The organism is Streptomyces venezuelae (assembly GCF_008642335.1).
In the GTDB taxonomy this organism is placed as follows: Bacteria; Actinomycetota; Actinomycetes; order Streptomycetales; family Streptomycetaceae; genus Streptomyces; species Streptomyces venezuelae_F.
Genome location: NZ_CP029191.1, coordinates 2,679,268 through 2,696,844 on the forward strand (window position 1 = coordinate 2,679,268; position 17,577 = coordinate 2,696,844).

A 17,577-nucleotide genomic window follows, 5' to 3' on the forward strand; every position below is an offset into this window, starting at 1 on the left:
CTCAGCGGTCCAGGAACTTCCACGCCGTGGGCAGCACGCCCATCGCGAGCGCGGCCTTCAGGGCGTCGCCGATCAGGAACGGCGTGAGCCCGGCGGCGACCGCCTGGGTCATCGACATGCCGGTGGCGGCGGCCAGGTACGGGACGCCGACCGCGTAGATGATCGCGGAGCCGAGGACCATCGTGCCCGCCGTGCGCAGCACGGAGCGGTCGCCGCCGCGGCGGGCCAGGGCGCCGACCACGGTGGCGGCGAGCAGCATGCCGAGGACGTAGCCGAGGGAGGGGGCCGCGACGCCGGAGCCGGCCTGGGCGAACCACGGCATGCCCGCCATGCCCACGAGGGCGTACAGGGCGAGGGAGAGGAAGCCGCGGCGGGCGCCCAGCGACGTGCCGACGAGCAGCGCGGCGAAGGTCTGGCCGGTCACCGGCACCGGGGAGCCCGGCACGGGCACCGCGATCTGGGCGGCGATGCCGGTGAGCGCGGCGCCGCCGAGCACGAGCGCCGCGTCCTTCACGCGGGACGCGGGCAGCAGGTCGGCGAGGACCTGACCGGGGCGGGTGGTGGCAGCGGCGATGCTCATCGGGGACTCCGCGGGGGGCGTGGGCAGGTGGGAACGCGTCGACGCTATCCCAGGGGCCGCGGCGGCCACACGGTCATCGGCCGACAACCCGGGGGCGGGCCCTTGGTGGGCTCCGTACAAAGGGGTTCGTGTACACCTCGGGCGGCGTGATGCTCGTCACGGAGGTCGGCGGGTGGGTGCCCCGTTTTGCGCGAGGGGCCGCACCCCGGGGAGACTGTGGAGTCCCGCCAAAGTCTTGTGAGCCCCGAGAGCAGCCTGAGCACCATGCACGACGCACCACCGGACAGCCTGCCCGCGACGGGGTCAGGACCCGAGCCACTCGGCGGCGGCCTCAAGCAGCGGCACCTCACCATGCTCGGCCTCGGCGGGGTCATCGGCGCCGGGCTCTTCGTGGGGTCGGGGGCCGGGATCTCGGTGGCGGGCCCCGGCATCGTCGTCTCGTATCTCATCGCGGGCGCGCTCGCGATGTGTGTGATGCGGATGCTCGGCGAGATGTCGGCGGCGATGCCCGCGTCGGGTTCGTTCTCCGTGCACGCGGAGCGCGCGCTGGGCCGCTGGGCGGGGTTCAGCGTCGGCTGGCTCTACTGGTTCCTGCTGGTCGTGGTGCTCGCCGTGGAGGCGACCGGCGCCGCGCAGATCGCCCATGGCTGGGCGCCCGCGGTGCCGCAGTGGGCCTGGGTGCTGATCTTCATGGTGGTGTTCACGGCGGCCAACCTGGCGTCGGTGAAGAACTTCGGCGAGTTCGAGTTCTGGTTCGCGACGCTCAAGGTCTTCGCGATCGTCGCGTTCCTCGTCCTCGGTCTGCTCGCGGTCTTCGGGGTGCTGCCGGAGACGGACCCGGTGGGCCTGACGAATCTGACCGGGCAGGGCGGGTTCCTGCCGCACGGCTGGTCCGGGGTCGTCTCGGGCGTCCTCGCCGTCGTCTTCGCGTTCGGCGGCCTGGAGGTCGTGACGATCGCGGCCGCCGAGTCCGACGACCCGGTGCGCTCGGTCGCCCGCGCGGTGCGCAGCGCGGTCTACCGGATCCTCTTCTTCTACGTCGGATCGATGCTGGTCATCGTGACGGTGCTGCCCTGGACGGCGCAGCAGGCGGGGGTGAGTCCGTATGTGACGGTCCTCGACTCGATCGGGGTGCCGTCCGCCGGGACGATCATGAACATCGTGGTGTTCGTGGCGCTGCTCTCCGCGCTGAACGCCAACCTCTACGGGTCGTCCCGGATGGTCTTCTCGCTGGCCGAGCGGGGCGAGGCCCCGAAGGCGCTGCTCAAGGTGGCCGGGGGCGGGGTGCCGCGGCGCGCGGTCCTCGCGTCCGTCGCGTTCGGCTTCGTGTCCGTGGTGCTCAATCTGAAGTGGCCGGACTCCGTCTTCCTCTACATGCTCAACTCCGTCGGGGCGGTGCTGCTCTTCGTCTGGGCGCTGATCGCGGTGTCGCAGTTGCGGCTGCGGCGGCGCATCGAGCGCGAGGCGCCGGAGCGGCTGGTGCTGCGGATGTGGGCGTTCCCGTATCTGACGTGGGCGGCGCTGGCGGCGATGGCCGCCGTGCTGGCGCTGATGCTGACGGACGCCGACGCGCGGCCGCAGCTGCTGTGGTCGGCGGGGGCGACGGCGCTCGTCCTGGCGGTCGCGGGTCTGCGGGGGTGGCGCGACGCCCGCGTGAAGAGCCCTGTGTGAACAACAGATGAACTTGTTGTACGTGATTCTTCACAACGTGTGAGCGTCGTGTCCGTATAGCGGTCAAGTGTTCCCTGTCAGCGGTACCGGACCTCAAACTGTGGGCCGCTCGCTCCCCCGTCTCGGCTACTGAACAGGGCACGCCCATGTCTCGGACGTCCACCCACCAGGACGCAGCACCCGACGAAGCACCGAAGGCCGACTCCCCGCTGGTCCACGGCCTCAAGCAGCGGCACCTCTCCATGATCGCGCTCGGTGGCGTGATCGGCGCGGGACTCTTCGTGGGCTCCGGGGCGGGCATCGCCGCGGCCGGTCCCTCGATCGTCCTCGCCTACGCCGTCTCCGGCGCACTCGTCATGCTCGTCATGCGCATGCTCGGCGAGATGTCGGCCGCGAACCCCGCTTCGGGTTCCTTCTCGGTCCACGCCGAGCGCGCCATCGGCCCCTGGGCGGGCTTCACCGCGGGCTGGGGCTTCTGGTTCCTGCTCTGCGTCGCCGTCGGACTCGAGGGCATCGGCGCCGCCAAGATCATGGTCGGCTGGTTCCCCGACAGCCCGGAGTGGGCGTGGGTCGCCCTCTTCATGCTGGTGTTCTGCGGCGCCAACCTGACGGCCGTGAAGAACTTCGGCGAGTTCGAGTTCTGGTTCGCCGCCCTCAAGGTAGGCGCCATCACGCTCTTCCTCGGCATCGGCGTCCTCGCGATCCTCGGCATCCTGCCCGGCTCGGACAACCCGGCCCCCGGCCTGGAGAACCTGACGGGCGAGGGCGGCTTCATGCCGAACGGCACGGACGGCCTGATCATCGGCCTCCTCGCCTCCGTCTTCGCGTACGGCGGTCTGGAGACCGTCACGATCGCCGCCGCCGAGTCCGAGAACCCGGTCAAGAGCGTCGCGAAGGCCGTGCGCACCGCGATGTGGCGCATCGCCGTCTTCTACGTCGGCTCGATGCTCGTCGTCGTGACGCTGCTGCCGTGGGACAACAAGGAGGTCGCCGCCAAGGGCCCCTACGTCGCCACGCTCGACCACCTGGGCATCCCCGGCGCCGGCGAGATCATGAACGTCATCGTCCTGGTCGCCCTGCTCTCAGCGATGAACGCCAACATCTACGGCGCCTCGCGCATGTCGTACTCCCTGATCGAGCGCGGCCAGGGCCCGAAGGCGCTCGGCAAGGTCTCCGGCGGCGTGCCGCGCCTCGCGGTGCTCGCCTCCTCCGTCTTCGGCTTCGTCTGCGTGCTGCTCAGCTACTGGCGTCCGGACGACGTCTTCCCGTGGCTGCTCAACATGATCGGCGCGATGATCCTGATGGTCTGGATCTTCATCGCCGTATCGCAGCTCATCCTGCGCCGCAGGACCGAGCGCGAGGCGCCCGAGAAGCTCGTCATCCGGATGTGGGCGTTCCCGTTCCTGACCTGGGTGGCGCTGGCGGGCATGGCGTACATCTTCTACCTGATGACCGACCAGCCCGACACACGCAAGCAGCTGCTCGCCACGGGCGGCCTGACGCTGGCGCTCGCCGTCATCGGGATCGTGCGGCAGAAGATGGCCGAGAAGCGGGCGGCGGCCGTCTAGGCACGGCCCCGCACACGGAGCCCCGGACCACACGGTCCGGGGCTCCTTTTCTTTTGCGCCCGCGGACCTAGGACGAAGGGCTGATCAACTTCTCCCGGTAGCTGCTGCTAGCCTGCACTTGCGAAGAACTTGCAATAACTTGAGAACCACAGCAGAGCAGCAGTCGGAGGGCTCGGATCATGGCCATTTACACGCTTCCTGAACTTCCGTACGACTACGCGGCGCTCGAACCTGTCATCAACCCGCAGATCATCGAGCTGCACCACGACAAGCACCACGCGGCGTACGTGAAGGGCGCGAACGACACTCTTGAGCAGCTGGAGGAGGCGCGCGACAAGGAGACGTGGGGCGCCATCAACGGCCTGGAGAAGAACCTCGCGTTCCACCTCTCCGGGCACATCCTCCACAGCATCTACTGGCACAACATGAACAGCCCGAAGGACGGCGGCGGCGGCGAGCCGCTGGCCGCGGACGGCGTGGGCGACCTCGCCGACGCGATCACCGAGTCCTTCGGCTCCTTCGCCAAGTTCAAGGCCCAGCTGACCAAGGCGTCGGCGACGACGCAGGGCTCCGGCTGGGGCGTGCTCGCCTACGAGCCGCTCAGCAACCGCCTCATCGTCGAGCAGGTCTACGACCACCAGGGCAACGTCGGCCAGGGCTCGACGCCGATCCTGGTCTTCGACGCCTGGGAGCACGCCTTCTACCTGCAGTACAAGAACCAGAAGGTCGACTTCATCGAGGCCATGTGGCAGGTCGTCAACTGGCAGGACGTGGCCAAGCGTTACGCGGCCGCGAAGGAGCGGGTGAACAGCCTGCTGCTGGCTCCGTGAGCAGCTGACCCCGTGAAAGAACGTCCTGCCTCGTGATCGTCTTCTCAACCTTCGCCGAGGCGGGCGGATGAAGGAAAGGCCCCCGTGAGGACGTGACTCACGGGGGCCTTTCTGTGCTCGCCTGCGCGGCGTGCGTCAGTCGAAGATCGGGCCCTGCGTGCGGGTCCGCTTGATCTCGTAGAAGCCCGGGGTCGAGGCGACCAGCAGCGTGCCGTCCCAGAGCTTCGCCGCGGCCTCGCCCTTGGGGGCGGGCGTCACGACCGGGCCGAAGAAGGCGACCTGGGAGCCGTCGGCGCCGGGGACGGCGATGACCGGCGTGCCGACCTCCTGGCCGACCTTGTCGATGCCCTCCTTGTGGGAGGCGCGCAGCTCCGTGTCGTAGGCGTCCGAGTCCATGTAGTCGACGAGGTCGGCGGGCAGGCCCGCGTCCTCCAGGGCGCCGACGACCGCCTCGCGGGTCGGGCCCTCGCCGCGGTTGTGGAAACGGGTGCCGAGCGCGGTGTAGAGCTTGCCGAGGATCTCGTCGCCGTGCTTCTGCTGGGCGGCGATCACGACGCGGACGGGGCCCCAGGCCTTCGTCTCCAGCATCTCGCGGTATTCCTCGGGGAGATCGTCGAGCTTGTCCTCGTTCAGGACGGCCAGGCTCATCACGTGCCAGCGGACCTCGACGTCGCGGACCTTCTCGACCTCCAGCATCCAGCGGGACGTCATCCAGGCCCAGGGGCACAGCGGGTCGAACCAGAAGTCGACGGGGGTCTTGCTGCCGTTCTCGGACATGTCTCTCCCTAGGGAATCCGTTCGCATCTGGCCGGGAAAACGTCAGTGGCGCACCGGGGCATTCCCGGATGTCGGCCGCAGACGGCACATGCGAGGATCGTAGACATTCGTACGAGTCATGCGAGTCACAAGGGAGTGCCGCCCGTGCCCGGTGAGAATCTGTCCCGCGACGAGGCCCGCGAGAGGGCCGCGCTGCTCTCCGTCGACGGTTACGAGGTCTTCCTCGACCTGCGGTCGGCGGTCGGCGAGAGCGGTCAGGAGCCGCGCACGTTCCGCTCGGTCACCACGATCCGGTTCCGCAGCGCCGAGCCGGGCGCCGCGACCTTCGTGGACCTGATCGCGCCGAGCGTCACCGCGGTGTCGCTCAACGGCAAGGACCTGGACCCCTCCGAGGTCTTCGACGGCACCCGGATCGCGCTGGAGGACCTGGCCGAGGAGAACGAACTGGTGGTGGACGCCCAGTGTGCGTACAGCCGCACCGGTGAGGGCATGCACCGCTTCGTCGACCCGGAGGACGGCGAGGTCTACCTGTACACGCAGTACGAACCCGCGGACGCCCGCCGCGTCTTCGCCAACTTCGAGCAGCCCGACCTGAAGGCGCCCTACCGCTTCGCGGTCCAGGCCCCCGAGGGCTGGACGGCGTGGTCCAACGGCGCGGGCGAGCTGACCGACGGCGTGTGGAAGTTCGCCGAGACCAAGCCGATCTCGACGTACATCACGGCGGTCGTCGCGGGCCCGTATCACTACGTGACGGACTCCTACACGCGCGTGCTGGACGACGGCACCCGCCTGGAGATCCCGCTCGGCGCGATGTGCCGCAAGGGCCTCGCCCCGCACTTCGACGCCGACGACATCTTCCTCGTCACCAAGCAGGGCCTGGACTTCTTCCACGACAACTTCGACTATCCGTACCCGTTCGGGAAGTACGACCAGGCGTTCGTGCCGGAGTACAACCTCGGCGCGATGGAGAACCCGGGCATGGTGACCTTCCGCGAGGAGTTCATCTTCCGCGGCAAGGTGACCCAGGCGTCGTACGAGCGCCGGGCCAACGTCATCCTGCACGAGATGGCGCACATGTGGTTCGGCGACCTCGTCACCATGCGCTGGTGGGACGACCTGTGGCTCAAGGAGTCCTTCGCCGACTTCATGGGCTCCTTCTCGATGGTCGAGGCGACCCGCTTCACCAACGGCTGGATCACCTTCGCCAACAACCGCAAGGCGTGGGCCTACCGCGCCGACCAGCTGCCCTCCACCCACCCGGTCACGGCCGACATCCGCGACCTGGAGGACGCCAAGCTCAACTTCGACGGGATCACGTACGCGAAGGGGGCCTCGGTCCTCAAGCAGCTCGTCGCGTACGTGGGACGTGAGGCGTTCCTGGACGGCGCCCGGCGCTACTTCAAGCGGCACGCGTACGGGAACACGGTCCTCGGCGACCTGCTCTCGGTCCTGGAGGAGACCTCCGGGCGCGACATGGCGTCCTGGTCGCGTGCCTGGCTCCAGACGGCCGGCGTCAACTCGCTGACCCCGCAGGTCATCCTGAACGCGGAGGGCCGGATCACCGAGCTCTCCGTCCTCCAGGAGGCCGCCGAGTCCCACCCCGAGCTGCGCCCGCACCGCGTGGCCGTCGGCCTCTACCGCAGGTCGGCGGGTGGCGACCTGGAGCGGTACGCACGCGCGGAGGTCGACGTCGACGGGCCGCGCACGGTCGTGGCCGAGCTCGCCGGCGAGACGGCGCCCGAGCTCGTCCTGGTCAACGACGACGACCTGACGTACTGCAAGATCCGCTTCGACGAGAACTCCCTCGCCACGCTGCGGGACCACCTCGGCGACATCACCGACCCGCTGGCCCGCGCGCTGTGCTGGTCCGCGCTGTGGAGCCTCACGCGGGACGGGCTCATGCCCGCGCGGGACTTCATCGGCCTCGTGCTGCGCTTCGCCGGGCAGGAGAGCGACATCGGCGTCCTGCAGATGCTGCACGCGTGGACGAACTCCGCCCTCACGCACTACGCCGCGCCGGAGTGGCGCGAGGAGGGCGGCCGGGCGCTCGCCGAAGGCGCGCTGCGGGAGCTGCGGATCGCGGCGCCGGGCAGCCAGCACCAGCTGACGTGGGCGCGGTTCTTCGCCTCGGTCGCGTCGTCGGCGGCCGACCTCCAGCTGCTGCAGGGCTTCCTGGACGGCAACGCCAAGATCGACGGCCTCGAGGTCGACCAGGAGCTGCGCTGGGCGTTCCTGAGCCCGCTGGCCGCGCACGGCGCCGCCGACGAGGAGGCGCTCGCCGCCGAGCTGGCCAGGGACGACACCGCTTCCGGCAAGCGGCACCAGGTGCGGTGCCTGGCCGCGCGGCCCTCGGCGGCCGTCAAGGCACAGGCGTGGGCCGCCGTGGTGGAGTCCGACCAGCTGTCGAACGCGCTGGTCGAGGCGACGATCGCGGGGTTCGCGCAGCCGTCGCAGCGGGAGCTCGCCGCGCCGTACGTGTCGAAGTACTTCGCGTCGATCGAGCGGGTGTGGGCCGAGCGGTCCATCCAGATCGGCATGGACGTGGTGCGCGGCCTCTTCCCGCACCTCCAGGGCGACGCGGCGACGCTGGCGGCGGCCGACGAGTGGCTCACCGCGCACGAGTCGTCCGCGCCGGCCCTGCGCCGCCTGGTCCTGGAGGCACGCGACGACCTGGCCCGGTCCCTGCGGGCACAGGCGTGCGACGCAGGGGCGGCGATCTAGCTCGGAGTGAGGCACTGGCCTGTGCCGTCGTCGGTGGCGGCGCAGGTCAGAGAGTGTGCCGGGGGGCGTAGATCCTCGGCAGTCGAACGCCCGTGCTTTAGGGCGAGGTTGTCCTGGTTTGTCGACGGGCGTGTAACAGCGGTTAGCGGGGCGAGGGGGCGCGGGAACGACCGGGTCATGAACCACAACGCCCCGCTCTCCCCCCTCCCCCTCACGCACCTCGCCGACGTCCAGCCGCGCGTCATGAGCACGGCCCAGCTCGGCGCGCACGGTGTCTCCGCCGCGGACGCCGGCGCGCACTGCCGCCCGGGCGGACCCTGGCAGCAGCTCCTGCCCGGCGTCTGCCTGCTGCACCCCGGCCCGCCGACCAGCGAGGAGCGGCTGCACGGCGCGCTGCTGTACGCGGGCCGCCTGCCCGCACGCGAGGCCAGGGCCGTCCCCTCCCAGCCCCGCGCCGGTGAGCCGCACGCCGCGTACGCCGACGTGATGATCACGGGGCTCGCCGCCTTGGCCCTGCACCGTTTCTCGTCCGCTCCCCCACTGCTCTCCCTGGACCGCATCGACGTCCTGGTCCCCCGCACCCGGCGCCTGCGCTCGGTGGGCTTCGCACGGCTCGTGCGGGGCGCCGCACTGCCGACTCCCCAGCAGATCACGGGAGTTCCGGTCGCCCCGGTGCCCCGCGCGCTCGCCGACGCGGTGGCGCAGCTCGCCGACGCGGGCGCGGTGCGACGGCTGCTCACCGAGGCGGTGCGCGGCGGCCACTGCGAACCGTCGGCCGTCGTCAGGGAGTTGACCCAGGCCCGGCTGCTCTCCCGGCCCCATGTCGTGGACGCCGTCGACTCCCTGATCGCCGAGGGGCGGGCCATCGCCGAGGACCGGCTGTACCGCATGGTCGCCGAGCACGGTCTGCCCGACCCGATGTGGAACGTCGACCTGCGGCTGCCCGGCGGCCCGCACCTCGGCGGCGTCGACGCCTACTGGCCCGACCAGGCCGTGGCCGTGGAGCTGGACACGCGGGCGCCCCGGCACGGCCTGAAGCAGGAGGACGACGCGGTGTGGTCCGAGTACGTCCGCAAGCGCGAGCACCTGGAGCGCCTCGGCATCACCGTCGTCCACATCACCCCGCGCAAGCTCAGGGACTCACTGGAGCAGCAGGCCACCGTGGTGCGGACGGCACTGATGGCGTCGGCGGACCGCGACCCCGCGGCGTACGTCGTGGTGCTCCCGAGCTGAGAGCCTGAGGCCTCAGAGCCTGTCCTTGGACCCCTCGCCGCAGAACTCCGCGTCGAGCACCGGCCCCACCTCGCCCCCGGGCCCGTTGAAGTTGACGGCGAGCGCGTGGCGGCCGTCCGCCGTCGCCCCGGCGCCGGACGCCGAGCCGTGGATGTCGCCGCCGTGGCCCCAGACGACCGTGCCGCAGTCGGTCCTGAAGGGTTCCAGACCGAGTCCGTACCGCTGGCCCGGCCGGTCGTCGCCCTTGGGGACGGTGGTCTTCATCTCGGCGAGTTGCTTCGCGGGCAGGAGCCTGCCCCGCAGCAGCGCGGTGTAGAAGCGGTTCAGGTCGGCCGAGTCGGAGATCATCCCGCCGGCCGCGCCCGCCACGGACGGGTTCAGCTCGGTCACGTCGTGGTTCTCGGCGTCGGGCGCGTCGGAGAGCTTGCTGTACGCGCGTGAGCTGGGTGCGGGCAGGGTGGGGTCGGTGCCGGGGACCGAGGTGGCGTGCAGGCCGAGCGGCTTGATGATGCGCTGCCCGATCTCCTTCGCGTACGGCTTGCCGGTGATCCGCTCGATGAGCTTTCCGGCGATGACGTAGTTGGTGTTGGAGTACTTCCAGGCGGTGCCGGGTGCGAAGTCCGGCTTGTGGCGCATGGCGATGGCGATCTGCTGGTCCGGGGTCCAGGTGTCGTAGCGGTGGTCGAGGAACTCCTCGCTGAACACCTTGCGTTGGACCTCGTCGTCGGACGTCACGTCGTAGACGCCGCTGGTGTGGTTGAGGATCTGGCGGACGGTGATCCGGTCGCCGTCGTGGCCGTTCCCCTCGACGACGCCCGGCAGCCACGTGCCGATCGTGTCGTCCAGGTCGAGGCGGCCCTCGGCCTCCAGTTGGAGGAGCACGGTCGCGACGAACGTCTTGGTGATGCTGCCGACCCGGTAGTGGTCGTGGGCGCCGCGCGGGGTGTGCCGGGTGAGGTCGCCCGTGCCCGCGGCGGCGTTCCAGCGGCCGTGCCGGTCCCTGGCCTGGACGGTGACGCCGGGGGCGTCCTCGTTCAGGGCGGCCTTCATGGCGCGCAGGGTCGCGCGGTGCTGCCCTTCTCCGGTCGCCGGGGCCGCGTACGCCCCGGCCGTCACCGTCATCGCCGCCGTCACGGCGAGCGCGACCGTCACCCCTGCTCGTCTTCCGCGCACTGTCATGTCCTGCCCCTCCCGGCCCTGTGGTCCCGGACGTCGCCGTCCGGCTGTCGTCGGCCGGGGTGACCGGTGGGCCGGTGCGGAGGGTTGAGCGGACCGTCGGAGTTGAGCGCGATTCAGCCCTTTCGCAGCACGAGTTCCGTGTTCCGGTCGCCCGCGTCGCCGCCCAGCGCGGGCTTCGCGCCGGGCGCGTTGAAGGACAGCTCGCGGTACAGCGCGGCGAGACCGGTCTGGGAGAGGTCGGCGAAATCCGTGCGGTGCGGGGCGGCGGACTCGATGAGCGTGGTGAAGAGGGAAATCGTTCCGTCGTGGTTGTCGGTGAGCTCGACCACCCGCGCCAGCTGCGGGAAGTCGATGTGCGAGGCGGTGGAGACCTCCCAGAAGGCGCCGTCCGGGGTGCGGTGCGGCGTGATGGCGTTCTTGTGGCTGTGGCCGTTGACCCAGGCGAGGACGGAGCGGTACCTGCCGAGCAGCGAGACGATCTCGTCGCCGCCGTGCCGGGCCTCCCCGGGGCGCGCCGGGTCGTGGCGGAGGTTGCGCATGGTCCTGCTGGTGTGGTGGCTGAAGACGATGACGTACGACGGCCCGCCGTCGCGCCGCTCGTTGGCCTTCAGCTGCCGCTCCAGCCAGCGCAGTTGGGCGGTGCCCAGCGAGCCTTCGTAGTGGCCGCCGGGGTCGGTGCTGTCGAGGCTGATGCCGAGCACGTCGTCGCTGATGCGGAACGTGTAGTGCTGGGTGGCGGCGGCGAGGTTCTCCTGCGTGTAGCCGTGGCCGACGGGGCCGGGGCCGGTGTGGGCGGGGTCGAGGTGGGCCTGAAGGTACTCGGCGGGGGTGAAGGGGGCGCGGGACGCGTCGGGCGTGACGGACCGCATGCGCCGCTTCTCGCTCTGGAGGAGCTCCTTGAAGCGGGCGCCCTTGGGGTCGTGGCCCTTCTTGACGGCCTTCCAGAGGGCGGCTCCGCGCGTCTCGTCGAGGGACATCAGCTTCTTGCCGCCCGTGGCGAACTCGGTGAGGTACGGGTCGCGGGGCGCCCAGCAGCCGCCGGGCAGGGCGTCGTGGTTGCCGACGGTGGAGTACCAGGGCAGGGCGAGTCCGGGGCTGTTGACCTCGCGGATCGCGGCGTCGAGGAAGCCGTGCAGGTGCGGGAAGCCGAGGCGCTTGTCGCCGTCGCGCAGCGGGTCGTCCGGGTGCCAGTACAGCTTGAGGCCGCTGGCCTGCACGCCTTCGTAGCGCCGGGGGTCGCCGGTGTTGGGGGTGATGCGGCCGCCGCTCATCACCTTGAGGAACCAGTCGAGTTCGGCGCGGGAGTTGTTGTCGGTGTTGTCGCCGGTCGTGACGACGCAGTGCAGGGGAGCGCCGGTGGCGGGGGCGCCGCGCAGCGCGTTGACCCGTTCGACGAGGGCGACGGCGCCCGCGACGGACAGGGACTCGTGGGGGCGCCAGGCGCTCGCGGTCTGGGCGCGCAGATACTCGTAGCGCAGCGGGTTCTGCACGTCGACGAGGTGCAGGTCGGTGAATTGCACGAACGCGGCGAGCGCGGTCCTGCGCCCCTCGCGGCCCGGCTTCGCCGCCGCGAGGTCGCCGCGGACGACCCGCGGCCAGGCCGGGCCCTCGCCCAGCCGCCGGTAACCGGTGGTGCCGTGCGGGGCGGCGACGGTGTGCAGGGTGGTGCCGTTCTTGTACGGCGTGAGGGGCGCGGCGGGCGCCGGGCGGGAGCGCGGGACGGTGGCGCGGTCGGCGGGGGCGGCGTTCCCCGAACCGGCGCCGGGGCCCAGCGCGTAGCCGATCCCGGCGGAGAGGGTGACCGCTCCGGCGGCGGCGAGGAGGGCGCGGCGGTCGACGGCATCCGCGGCGGCCGTGGCGGTTGCGGTGGCGACAGAGCGTATGCGCGGCATGTACTGGATCGTTGGCAGCGGGGGTGGCGTGCGCGTGAACGAGACGGCAACGCGCAGCGCCGATCACCGTACGTGGATCATTCGGCACCCTGCGCGGTCACACACCCCTCCTCCGGCGGAGGGGAAGCGGTCACTCCGCGTTCACCTTTCGGGGAAGAGCGGGTGGCCGTCGGCCGGGCGGGTGCGCCAGAGTCGCAGGCCGATGTCGACGAGCCCGACGCGGTCGAGGTCCGGCACGGCGTCCAGCGGGTGCCAGGCGGCGAGGTCCGTGGACCCGTCGGTCTCGTGGCGCAGCGCGCCGCCGGTGACGCGTCCCTCGTACACGATCCGCAGTCCGTGGAAGTCGGCGACGGCGCCGAGCCTGCGCGGGTAGCGGCGGCGCAGGGAGTCGACGCCGAGGAGGGCGACGGGTTCGACGACGTATCCGGTCTCCTCGTCGGCCTCCCGGATCACCGTGTCGTAGGGGTCCTCGCCGTGGTCCATGCCGCCGCCTGGCAGCGTCCAGCGCTTGCTGCCGTCGCCGGCGACCCAGCGGGCGAGCAGCACCTGTCCGTCGCGTACGCATACGGCGTAGGCCGCCACCCGGAGTTCTTTGTGCACGGGTTGACGCTAGGGCCTGCCCGGCGGATCAGGGCGCAGGACGGTGGCATTCGCTTTGCGGTGCGGGTGAGCGGGGTCTGGTGCGTCCAGCTGCAAGGCGGAGGAGGGCGACAACGCGGAGCGTTGGCAACCGACGACAACGCCGCAGATGGGCGTGCCAGACCCCGCGACCGCGTCCTGATCCGCCGGGCAGGCCCTGGGGCGATTCACGCCTCCGGCGGGGCGCCCTCGGCTGCCATGTCCGCTTATACAGCTGCTTGTCCGCCATGGCGTATGGCGGAATTGCGTCACGCCCTGATCACAGCTCGGACAACTCTCCCCAAACAGCTGTCACTTGCGTAAGGCTGAGCGGTCATCCGGCCCCGGATTCCGGACCTTCCCGGAAACCGGACCGTGTCGACCCTCCTTCCCGTCTTTCACGTACAGGGATGCCGATGCCCAGATCCAGTTCCAGCGCCAGACGCGCGCCCCGTCTCGCGATAGCCGTCGGTCTCACCGCCGCGCTCTGCGCGACCGGGGCCGCCCCTCTCGCCTTCGCGGCGGACGAGACGCCCGTGCCCGCCCCCAAGTCCGCGGGCGGCAAGCTCGGGTCGGCCGACGCCGACCTGCTCGCCGACGCCAAGGCGGACGGCGAGAAGACCGTCACGATGATGGTCGCCACCGCGCCCGGCGCCACCGAACAGGTCGCCGACCAGCTCGACGGCGTCAAGGGCGGCTCGGTCGGCCGCACCTACGACAAGCTCGGCTACGTCCGCGCGACCGTGCCGACCGCCAAGGCCGACGCGGCGATCGAGTCCGCGGCGAAGCTGTCGTCCGTGCACGCCATCGACCTGCGGCACGAGATCGAGCTGGACGACCCGACGCCCGCCGCCGACCGCGCCAAGGGCGCGAAGGCCGGGGCGAAGGGCACGTACCCGGGCCCGGACAAGACGACCCCGGCGGACAACCCGTACAACCCGTCCGCCGAGACCGGTGCCGTCGACTTCGTGAAGAAGCACCGCAAGGCGGACGGCCGCGGCGTCACCATCGGCATCCTGGACTCCGGCGTCGACCTCGGTCACCCGGCCCTGAAGAAGACCACGACCGGCGAGCGCAAGATCACCGACTGGGTGACCGCGACCGACCCGATCGTGGACGCGGACGGCACCTGGCGCCGGATGACCAACCCGGTCACGGGCCCCGTCTTCACCTGGAACGGCGAGACGTGGAAGGCCCCGGCGGGCTCCTTCCAGGTCAACCGCTTCCTGGAGTCGGCCACCACCGGCGGCGACGCCAAGGGCGACATCAACCGGGACGGCGACACCACCGACAGCTGGGGCGTCCTGTACGACCCGGCCGCCGGCACGGTCCGCGTCGACCTGAACAACAACAAGGACTTCACCGACGACGAGCCGATGAAGCCGTACAAGGACGACCACCAGGTCGCCTACTTCGGCAAGGACGACCCGGCGACCGACGTCGTCGAGCGTGTCCCGTTCGTCGTCGAGATCCGCAAGGACGTGCCCACCGACCCGTACGGCGGCGACTGGGTCGGCAAGAAGGCCGACTTCGTCAACATCGGCGTCATCGAGTCCGAGCACGGCACGCACGTCGCGGGCATCACCGCGGCCAACGGCCTGTTCGGCGGCAAGATGAACGGCGCCGCCCCCGGCGCCAAGCTGGTCTCCTCGCGCGCCTGCACCTGGACCGGCGGCTGCACCAACGTCGCGCTCACCGAGGGCATGATCGACCTCGTCACCCAGCGCGGCGTCGACATCGTCAACATGTCGATCGGCGGCCTGCCGGCGCTCAACGACGGCAACAACGCGCGCGCCGAGCTCTACAAGCGCCTCATCGACACCTACGGCGTGCAGCTCGTGATCTCCGCGGGCAACAGCGGCCCCGGCGCCAACACCATCGGCGACCCCGGCCTGGCCGACAAGGTCATCTCGGTCGGCGCCGCCATCTCCAAGGAGACCTGGGCCGCCAACTACGGCTCCCAGGTGGAGCGTCCGTACGCGATGATGCCGTTCTCCTCGCGCGGCCCGCGTGAGGACGGCGGCTTCGCACCGATCCTCTCGGCGCCCGGCTCGGCCATCAACACCACGCAGACCTGGCTGCCGGGCGCCCCGGTCGCCGAGGCCGGCTATCAGCTCCCGGCCGGCTACTCGATGCTGCAGGGCACCTCGATGGCGTCCCCGCAGGCCGCGGGCGCCTCGGCGCTGCTGCTCTCCGCCGCCAAGCGCGAGAAGATCGACCTGACCCCGGCGAAGCTGCGCACCGCGCTGACCTCGACCGCGGACCGCATCCGCGGCGAGCAGGCGTACGCGCAGGGCACCGGCCTCATCGACGTCGTGGACGCCTGGGAGGCCATCGAGGACGGTGCGAAGGCCCACGAGTACACGGTGAAGGCCCCGGTCGACACCGCTCTGGAGCAGGAGCTGAAGAAGCCCGGCACCGGCATCTACGACCGTGAGGGCGGTCTGAAGACCGGCGAGAAGCGGACGTACGACGTCACGGTCACCCGCACCTCGGGCCCGGACCGCGGCGTCCGCCACGAGCTGGACCTGGTCAACAACCACGAGTCCACCTTCAAGCTGCTCGGCGACGACGAGATCACGCTGCCGCTGAACAAGCCGGTGACCGTCAAGGTCCAGGCGAAGGCCAAGTCGGCCGGTCTGCACAGCGCCGTCCTGACCGTCGACGACGAGCGCACCGAGGGCATCGACCAGCAGATCATGTCGACGGTCGTCGTCTCGGCGCCGCTCGCCAAGCCTTCGTACACCTTCTCGGCGTCCGACTCCACGCAGCGCAACACCCCGAAGTCGTACTTCGTGACGGTCCCCAAGGGCGCCAAGTCCCTTGAGGTCTCCCTCGGCGGCCTGAAGGACAAGAGCCAGACCCGCTTCATCGCGGTGCACCCGTACGGCGTCCCGGTCGACTCGACCTCGTCGATCGTCTGCTACCCGAACTACGAGAACCCGGCCAACACCTGCCGTCCGGACCTGCGCGCGTACGCGGAGCCGCAGGCCGGTGTCTGGGAGATCGAGGTCGAGTCGCGCCGTACGTCGCCGCTGCTCGACAACCCGTACAAGCTGAACGTCGCCGCGCTCGGTGTCGACTTCGACCCGGCCGTGCAGAAGCTGCCCGAGGCGAAGGTCGGCACGCCGGCGCCCGTCTCCTGGAAGGCCACGAACAACTTCGCGGCCGTCGACGGGAAGCTGAAGGGCGGCTCGCTCGGCTCGTCCAAGTCGGCCCGTCCCAGCATCAAGCAGGGTGAGAAGCAGACCACCGAGGTCGTCGTGCCCGCGGGTGCGGAGCGCCTCGACGTCGCCATCGGCTCACCCGCGGACATCGCCGCGGACCTGGACCTCGCCGTGAAGAAGGACGGCGTGGTCGTGGGCTCGTCGGCGGAGGGCGACTCGGAGGAGTCGGTCAGCCTGAAGAAGCCGGCCGCCGGTACGTACACGATCGAGGTGACGGGCTACTCGGTGCCGTCCGGCACGACCGCGTACGACTACCGCGACGTCTTCTTCTCGGGCGCGCTCGGCCAGGTCACCGTCGACGAGTCGAAGACGGTGAAGCTCGCCAACGGCGCGTCGGCGCAGGTCGACGCCAAGGTCGAGGCGAAGGCCCCGGCCGCGGAGGGCCGTGAGCTGTTCGGCGAGGTGTCCCTGCTGAACGCGGGCGGCACGGTCGCGGGCAGCGGCAGCGTGAAGGTGGAGAAGGTCACGCCGTAACGGACCGCCGCTTCCTTCGAGGCGCCGGACGGGCTCAGCGATGAGTCCGTCCGGCGCTTTTCCGTCTCCGGGTCCCGCTCCCGGTCAGCCGTCGCATTTGATCTTCTTCGAGGCGGGCAGGGCCTTGAGGATCATCGTGCGCAGTCGGTCGCGTTCCTGGCCGACGGCCCAGTTGGCGGGCTCCGCGGAACCCTCGTCGATGGTGATCAGGACGCGGTCGCCCTTCTTCAGGCGGGGGTCCACGTCATGGTCCATGGGGAAGGTGACCGTGGGTTTGCCGGAGCCGGGCTTCAGGTAGCGCGTGACGTCGACCGTGATCCGGTCCTGGAGTCCGCCCGGCACCGGGTCGACCGCCGTGACCGTGCCCTCCACGATGAGCCGTGAGCACGCCACGAACCCCTCGGCGCTCAGATCCGCGTCCGCGTTCCCCTCCGGCCTGCTCTTGGCGCCCGAGCCCGTGTCCGCCTTGTCCGCGTCGCCCGCCCCCTGCCCCGCGTCCACCGCGAGCCAGGCGAGCCCCCCGACCATGGCGGCGGCCACCGTGGCCGCGACCGCGCCGAGCGCGACCGTGAAGCGGTGGCGGGCCGCCCCGCGCGGGGGCCGGAGCGGCACCACCGGATCCGGCGCGACCCCGGCTCCGTCGGCGGCCAGCGCGTCGCCGACCTCCCCCAGCCGCTCCCGCAGCAGCGCCACGTCCGCCACGGCCGCCGCATGAGCCGCGGCGAAGGCCGGGTCGCGCAGTGCCTCGTCCGGCACAGGGTCGTCGGTGATCGCCGTCATCAGCGCGTCGAACTCCTGGTCCCGCAC

Annotated in this window: 12 protein-coding genes; 6 read left to right on the top strand and 6 right to left on the bottom strand. The window is 71.1% G+C overall.

The window, feature by feature from the left end; all coding sequences use genetic code 11:
• Nucleotide 1 precedes the first annotated feature (1 nt).
• Nucleotides 2–580, bottom strand: coding sequence for a biotin transporter BioY (locus DEJ49_RS11990; RefSeq protein WP_150184124.1), 579 nt, complete (start codon nt 578–580; stop codon nt 2–4).
• 264 nt (nt 581–844) lie between these two features.
• On the opposite strand from DEJ49_RS11990, the gene DEJ49_RS11995 reads away from it, so the two are divergent.
• The 3 genes from DEJ49_RS11995 (at nt 845) to DEJ49_RS12005 (ending at nt 4,649) form a co-directional block, all read left to right on the top strand.
• Nucleotides 845–2,251, top strand: a complete 1,407-nt coding sequence (locus tag DEJ49_RS11995; RefSeq protein WP_150184125.1) for an amino acid permease — start codon at nt 845–847, stop codon at nt 2,249–2,251.
• 146 nt (nt 2,252–2,397) lie between these two features.
• Nucleotides 2,398–3,819 (top strand): amino acid permease, encoded by a 1,422-nt coding sequence (locus tag DEJ49_RS12000; protein ID WP_150184126.1) that lies wholly within the window; start codon nt 2,398–2,400, stop codon nt 3,817–3,819.
• Nucleotides 3,820–3,998: 179 nt separating this feature from the next.
• The gene (locus DEJ49_RS12005) at nt 3,999–4,649 is read left to right on the top strand and encodes a superoxide dismutase (RefSeq protein ID WP_055701917.1); all 651 of its coding nucleotides are present in this window, start codon (nt 3,999–4,001) and stop codon (nt 4,647–4,649) included.
• Nucleotides 4,650–4,784: 135 nt separating this feature from the next.
• Here the strand turns inward: DEJ49_RS12005 and DEJ49_RS12010 are convergent, their stop codons facing one another.
• The gene (locus DEJ49_RS12010; RefSeq protein WP_150184127.1) at nt 4,785–5,426 is read right to left on the bottom strand and encodes a DsbA family protein; all 642 of its coding nucleotides are present in this window, start codon (nt 5,424–5,426) and stop codon (nt 4,785–4,787) included.
• A gap of 144 nt (nt 5,427–5,570) precedes the next feature.
• Here DEJ49_RS12010 and pepN point away from each other — a divergent pair, with 144 nt between their 5' ends.
• Both pepN and DEJ49_RS12020 read left to right on the top strand, forming a co-directional pair.
• The gene (gene pepN, locus DEJ49_RS12015) at nt 5,571–8,147 is read left to right on the top strand and encodes an aminopeptidase N (protein WP_150184128.1); all 2,577 of its coding nucleotides are present in this window, start codon (nt 5,571–5,573) and stop codon (nt 8,145–8,147) included.
• Between the two features lie 177 nt (nt 8,148–8,324).
• The gene (locus DEJ49_RS12020) at nt 8,325–9,380 is read left to right on the top strand and encodes a hypothetical protein (RefSeq protein WP_150184129.1); all 1,056 of its coding nucleotides are present in this window, start codon (nt 8,325–8,327) and stop codon (nt 9,378–9,380) included.
• A 12-nt stretch (nt 9,381–9,392) separates the two neighbouring features.
• Here the strand turns inward: DEJ49_RS12020 and DEJ49_RS12025 are convergent, their stop codons facing one another.
• The 3 genes from DEJ49_RS12025 to DEJ49_RS12035 all read right to left on the bottom strand — a co-directional run bounded on the left by DEJ49_RS12025 (nt 9,393) and on the right by DEJ49_RS12035 (nt 13,051).
• Nucleotides 9,393–10,559, bottom strand: coding sequence for a serine hydrolase domain-containing protein (locus DEJ49_RS12025; protein ID WP_150184130.1), 1,167 nt, complete (start codon nt 10,557–10,559; stop codon nt 9,393–9,395).
• Between the two features lie 113 nt (nt 10,560–10,672).
• A complete protein-coding gene (locus tag DEJ49_RS12030; RefSeq protein ID WP_150184131.1) occupies nt 10,673–12,451 on the bottom strand; it encodes a TIGR03767 family metallophosphoesterase in 1,779 nt (592 codons plus the stop codon).
• 141 nt (nt 12,452–12,592) lie between these two features.
• Nucleotides 12,593–13,051: an NUDIX hydrolase gene (locus DEJ49_RS12035; protein ID WP_150184132.1), complete on the bottom strand. Its 459-nt coding sequence runs from the start codon at nt 13,049–13,051 to the stop codon at nt 12,593–12,595.
• Nucleotides 13,052–13,485: 434 nt separating this feature from the next.
• On the opposite strand from DEJ49_RS12035, the gene DEJ49_RS12040 reads away from it, so the two are divergent.
• Entirely contained in the window at nt 13,486–16,770 is a 3,285-nt protein-coding gene (locus tag DEJ49_RS12040; RefSeq protein WP_223832806.1) for a S8 family serine peptidase, read from the top strand.
• Nucleotides 16,771–16,854: 84 nt separating this feature from the next.
• Here DEJ49_RS12040 and DEJ49_RS12045 read toward each other — a convergent pair whose 3' ends face one another.
• Complete coding sequence (locus tag DEJ49_RS12045; RefSeq protein WP_150184134.1) at nt 16,855–17,577, bottom strand: hypothetical protein; 723 nt, start codon at nt 17,575–17,577, stop codon at nt 16,855–16,857.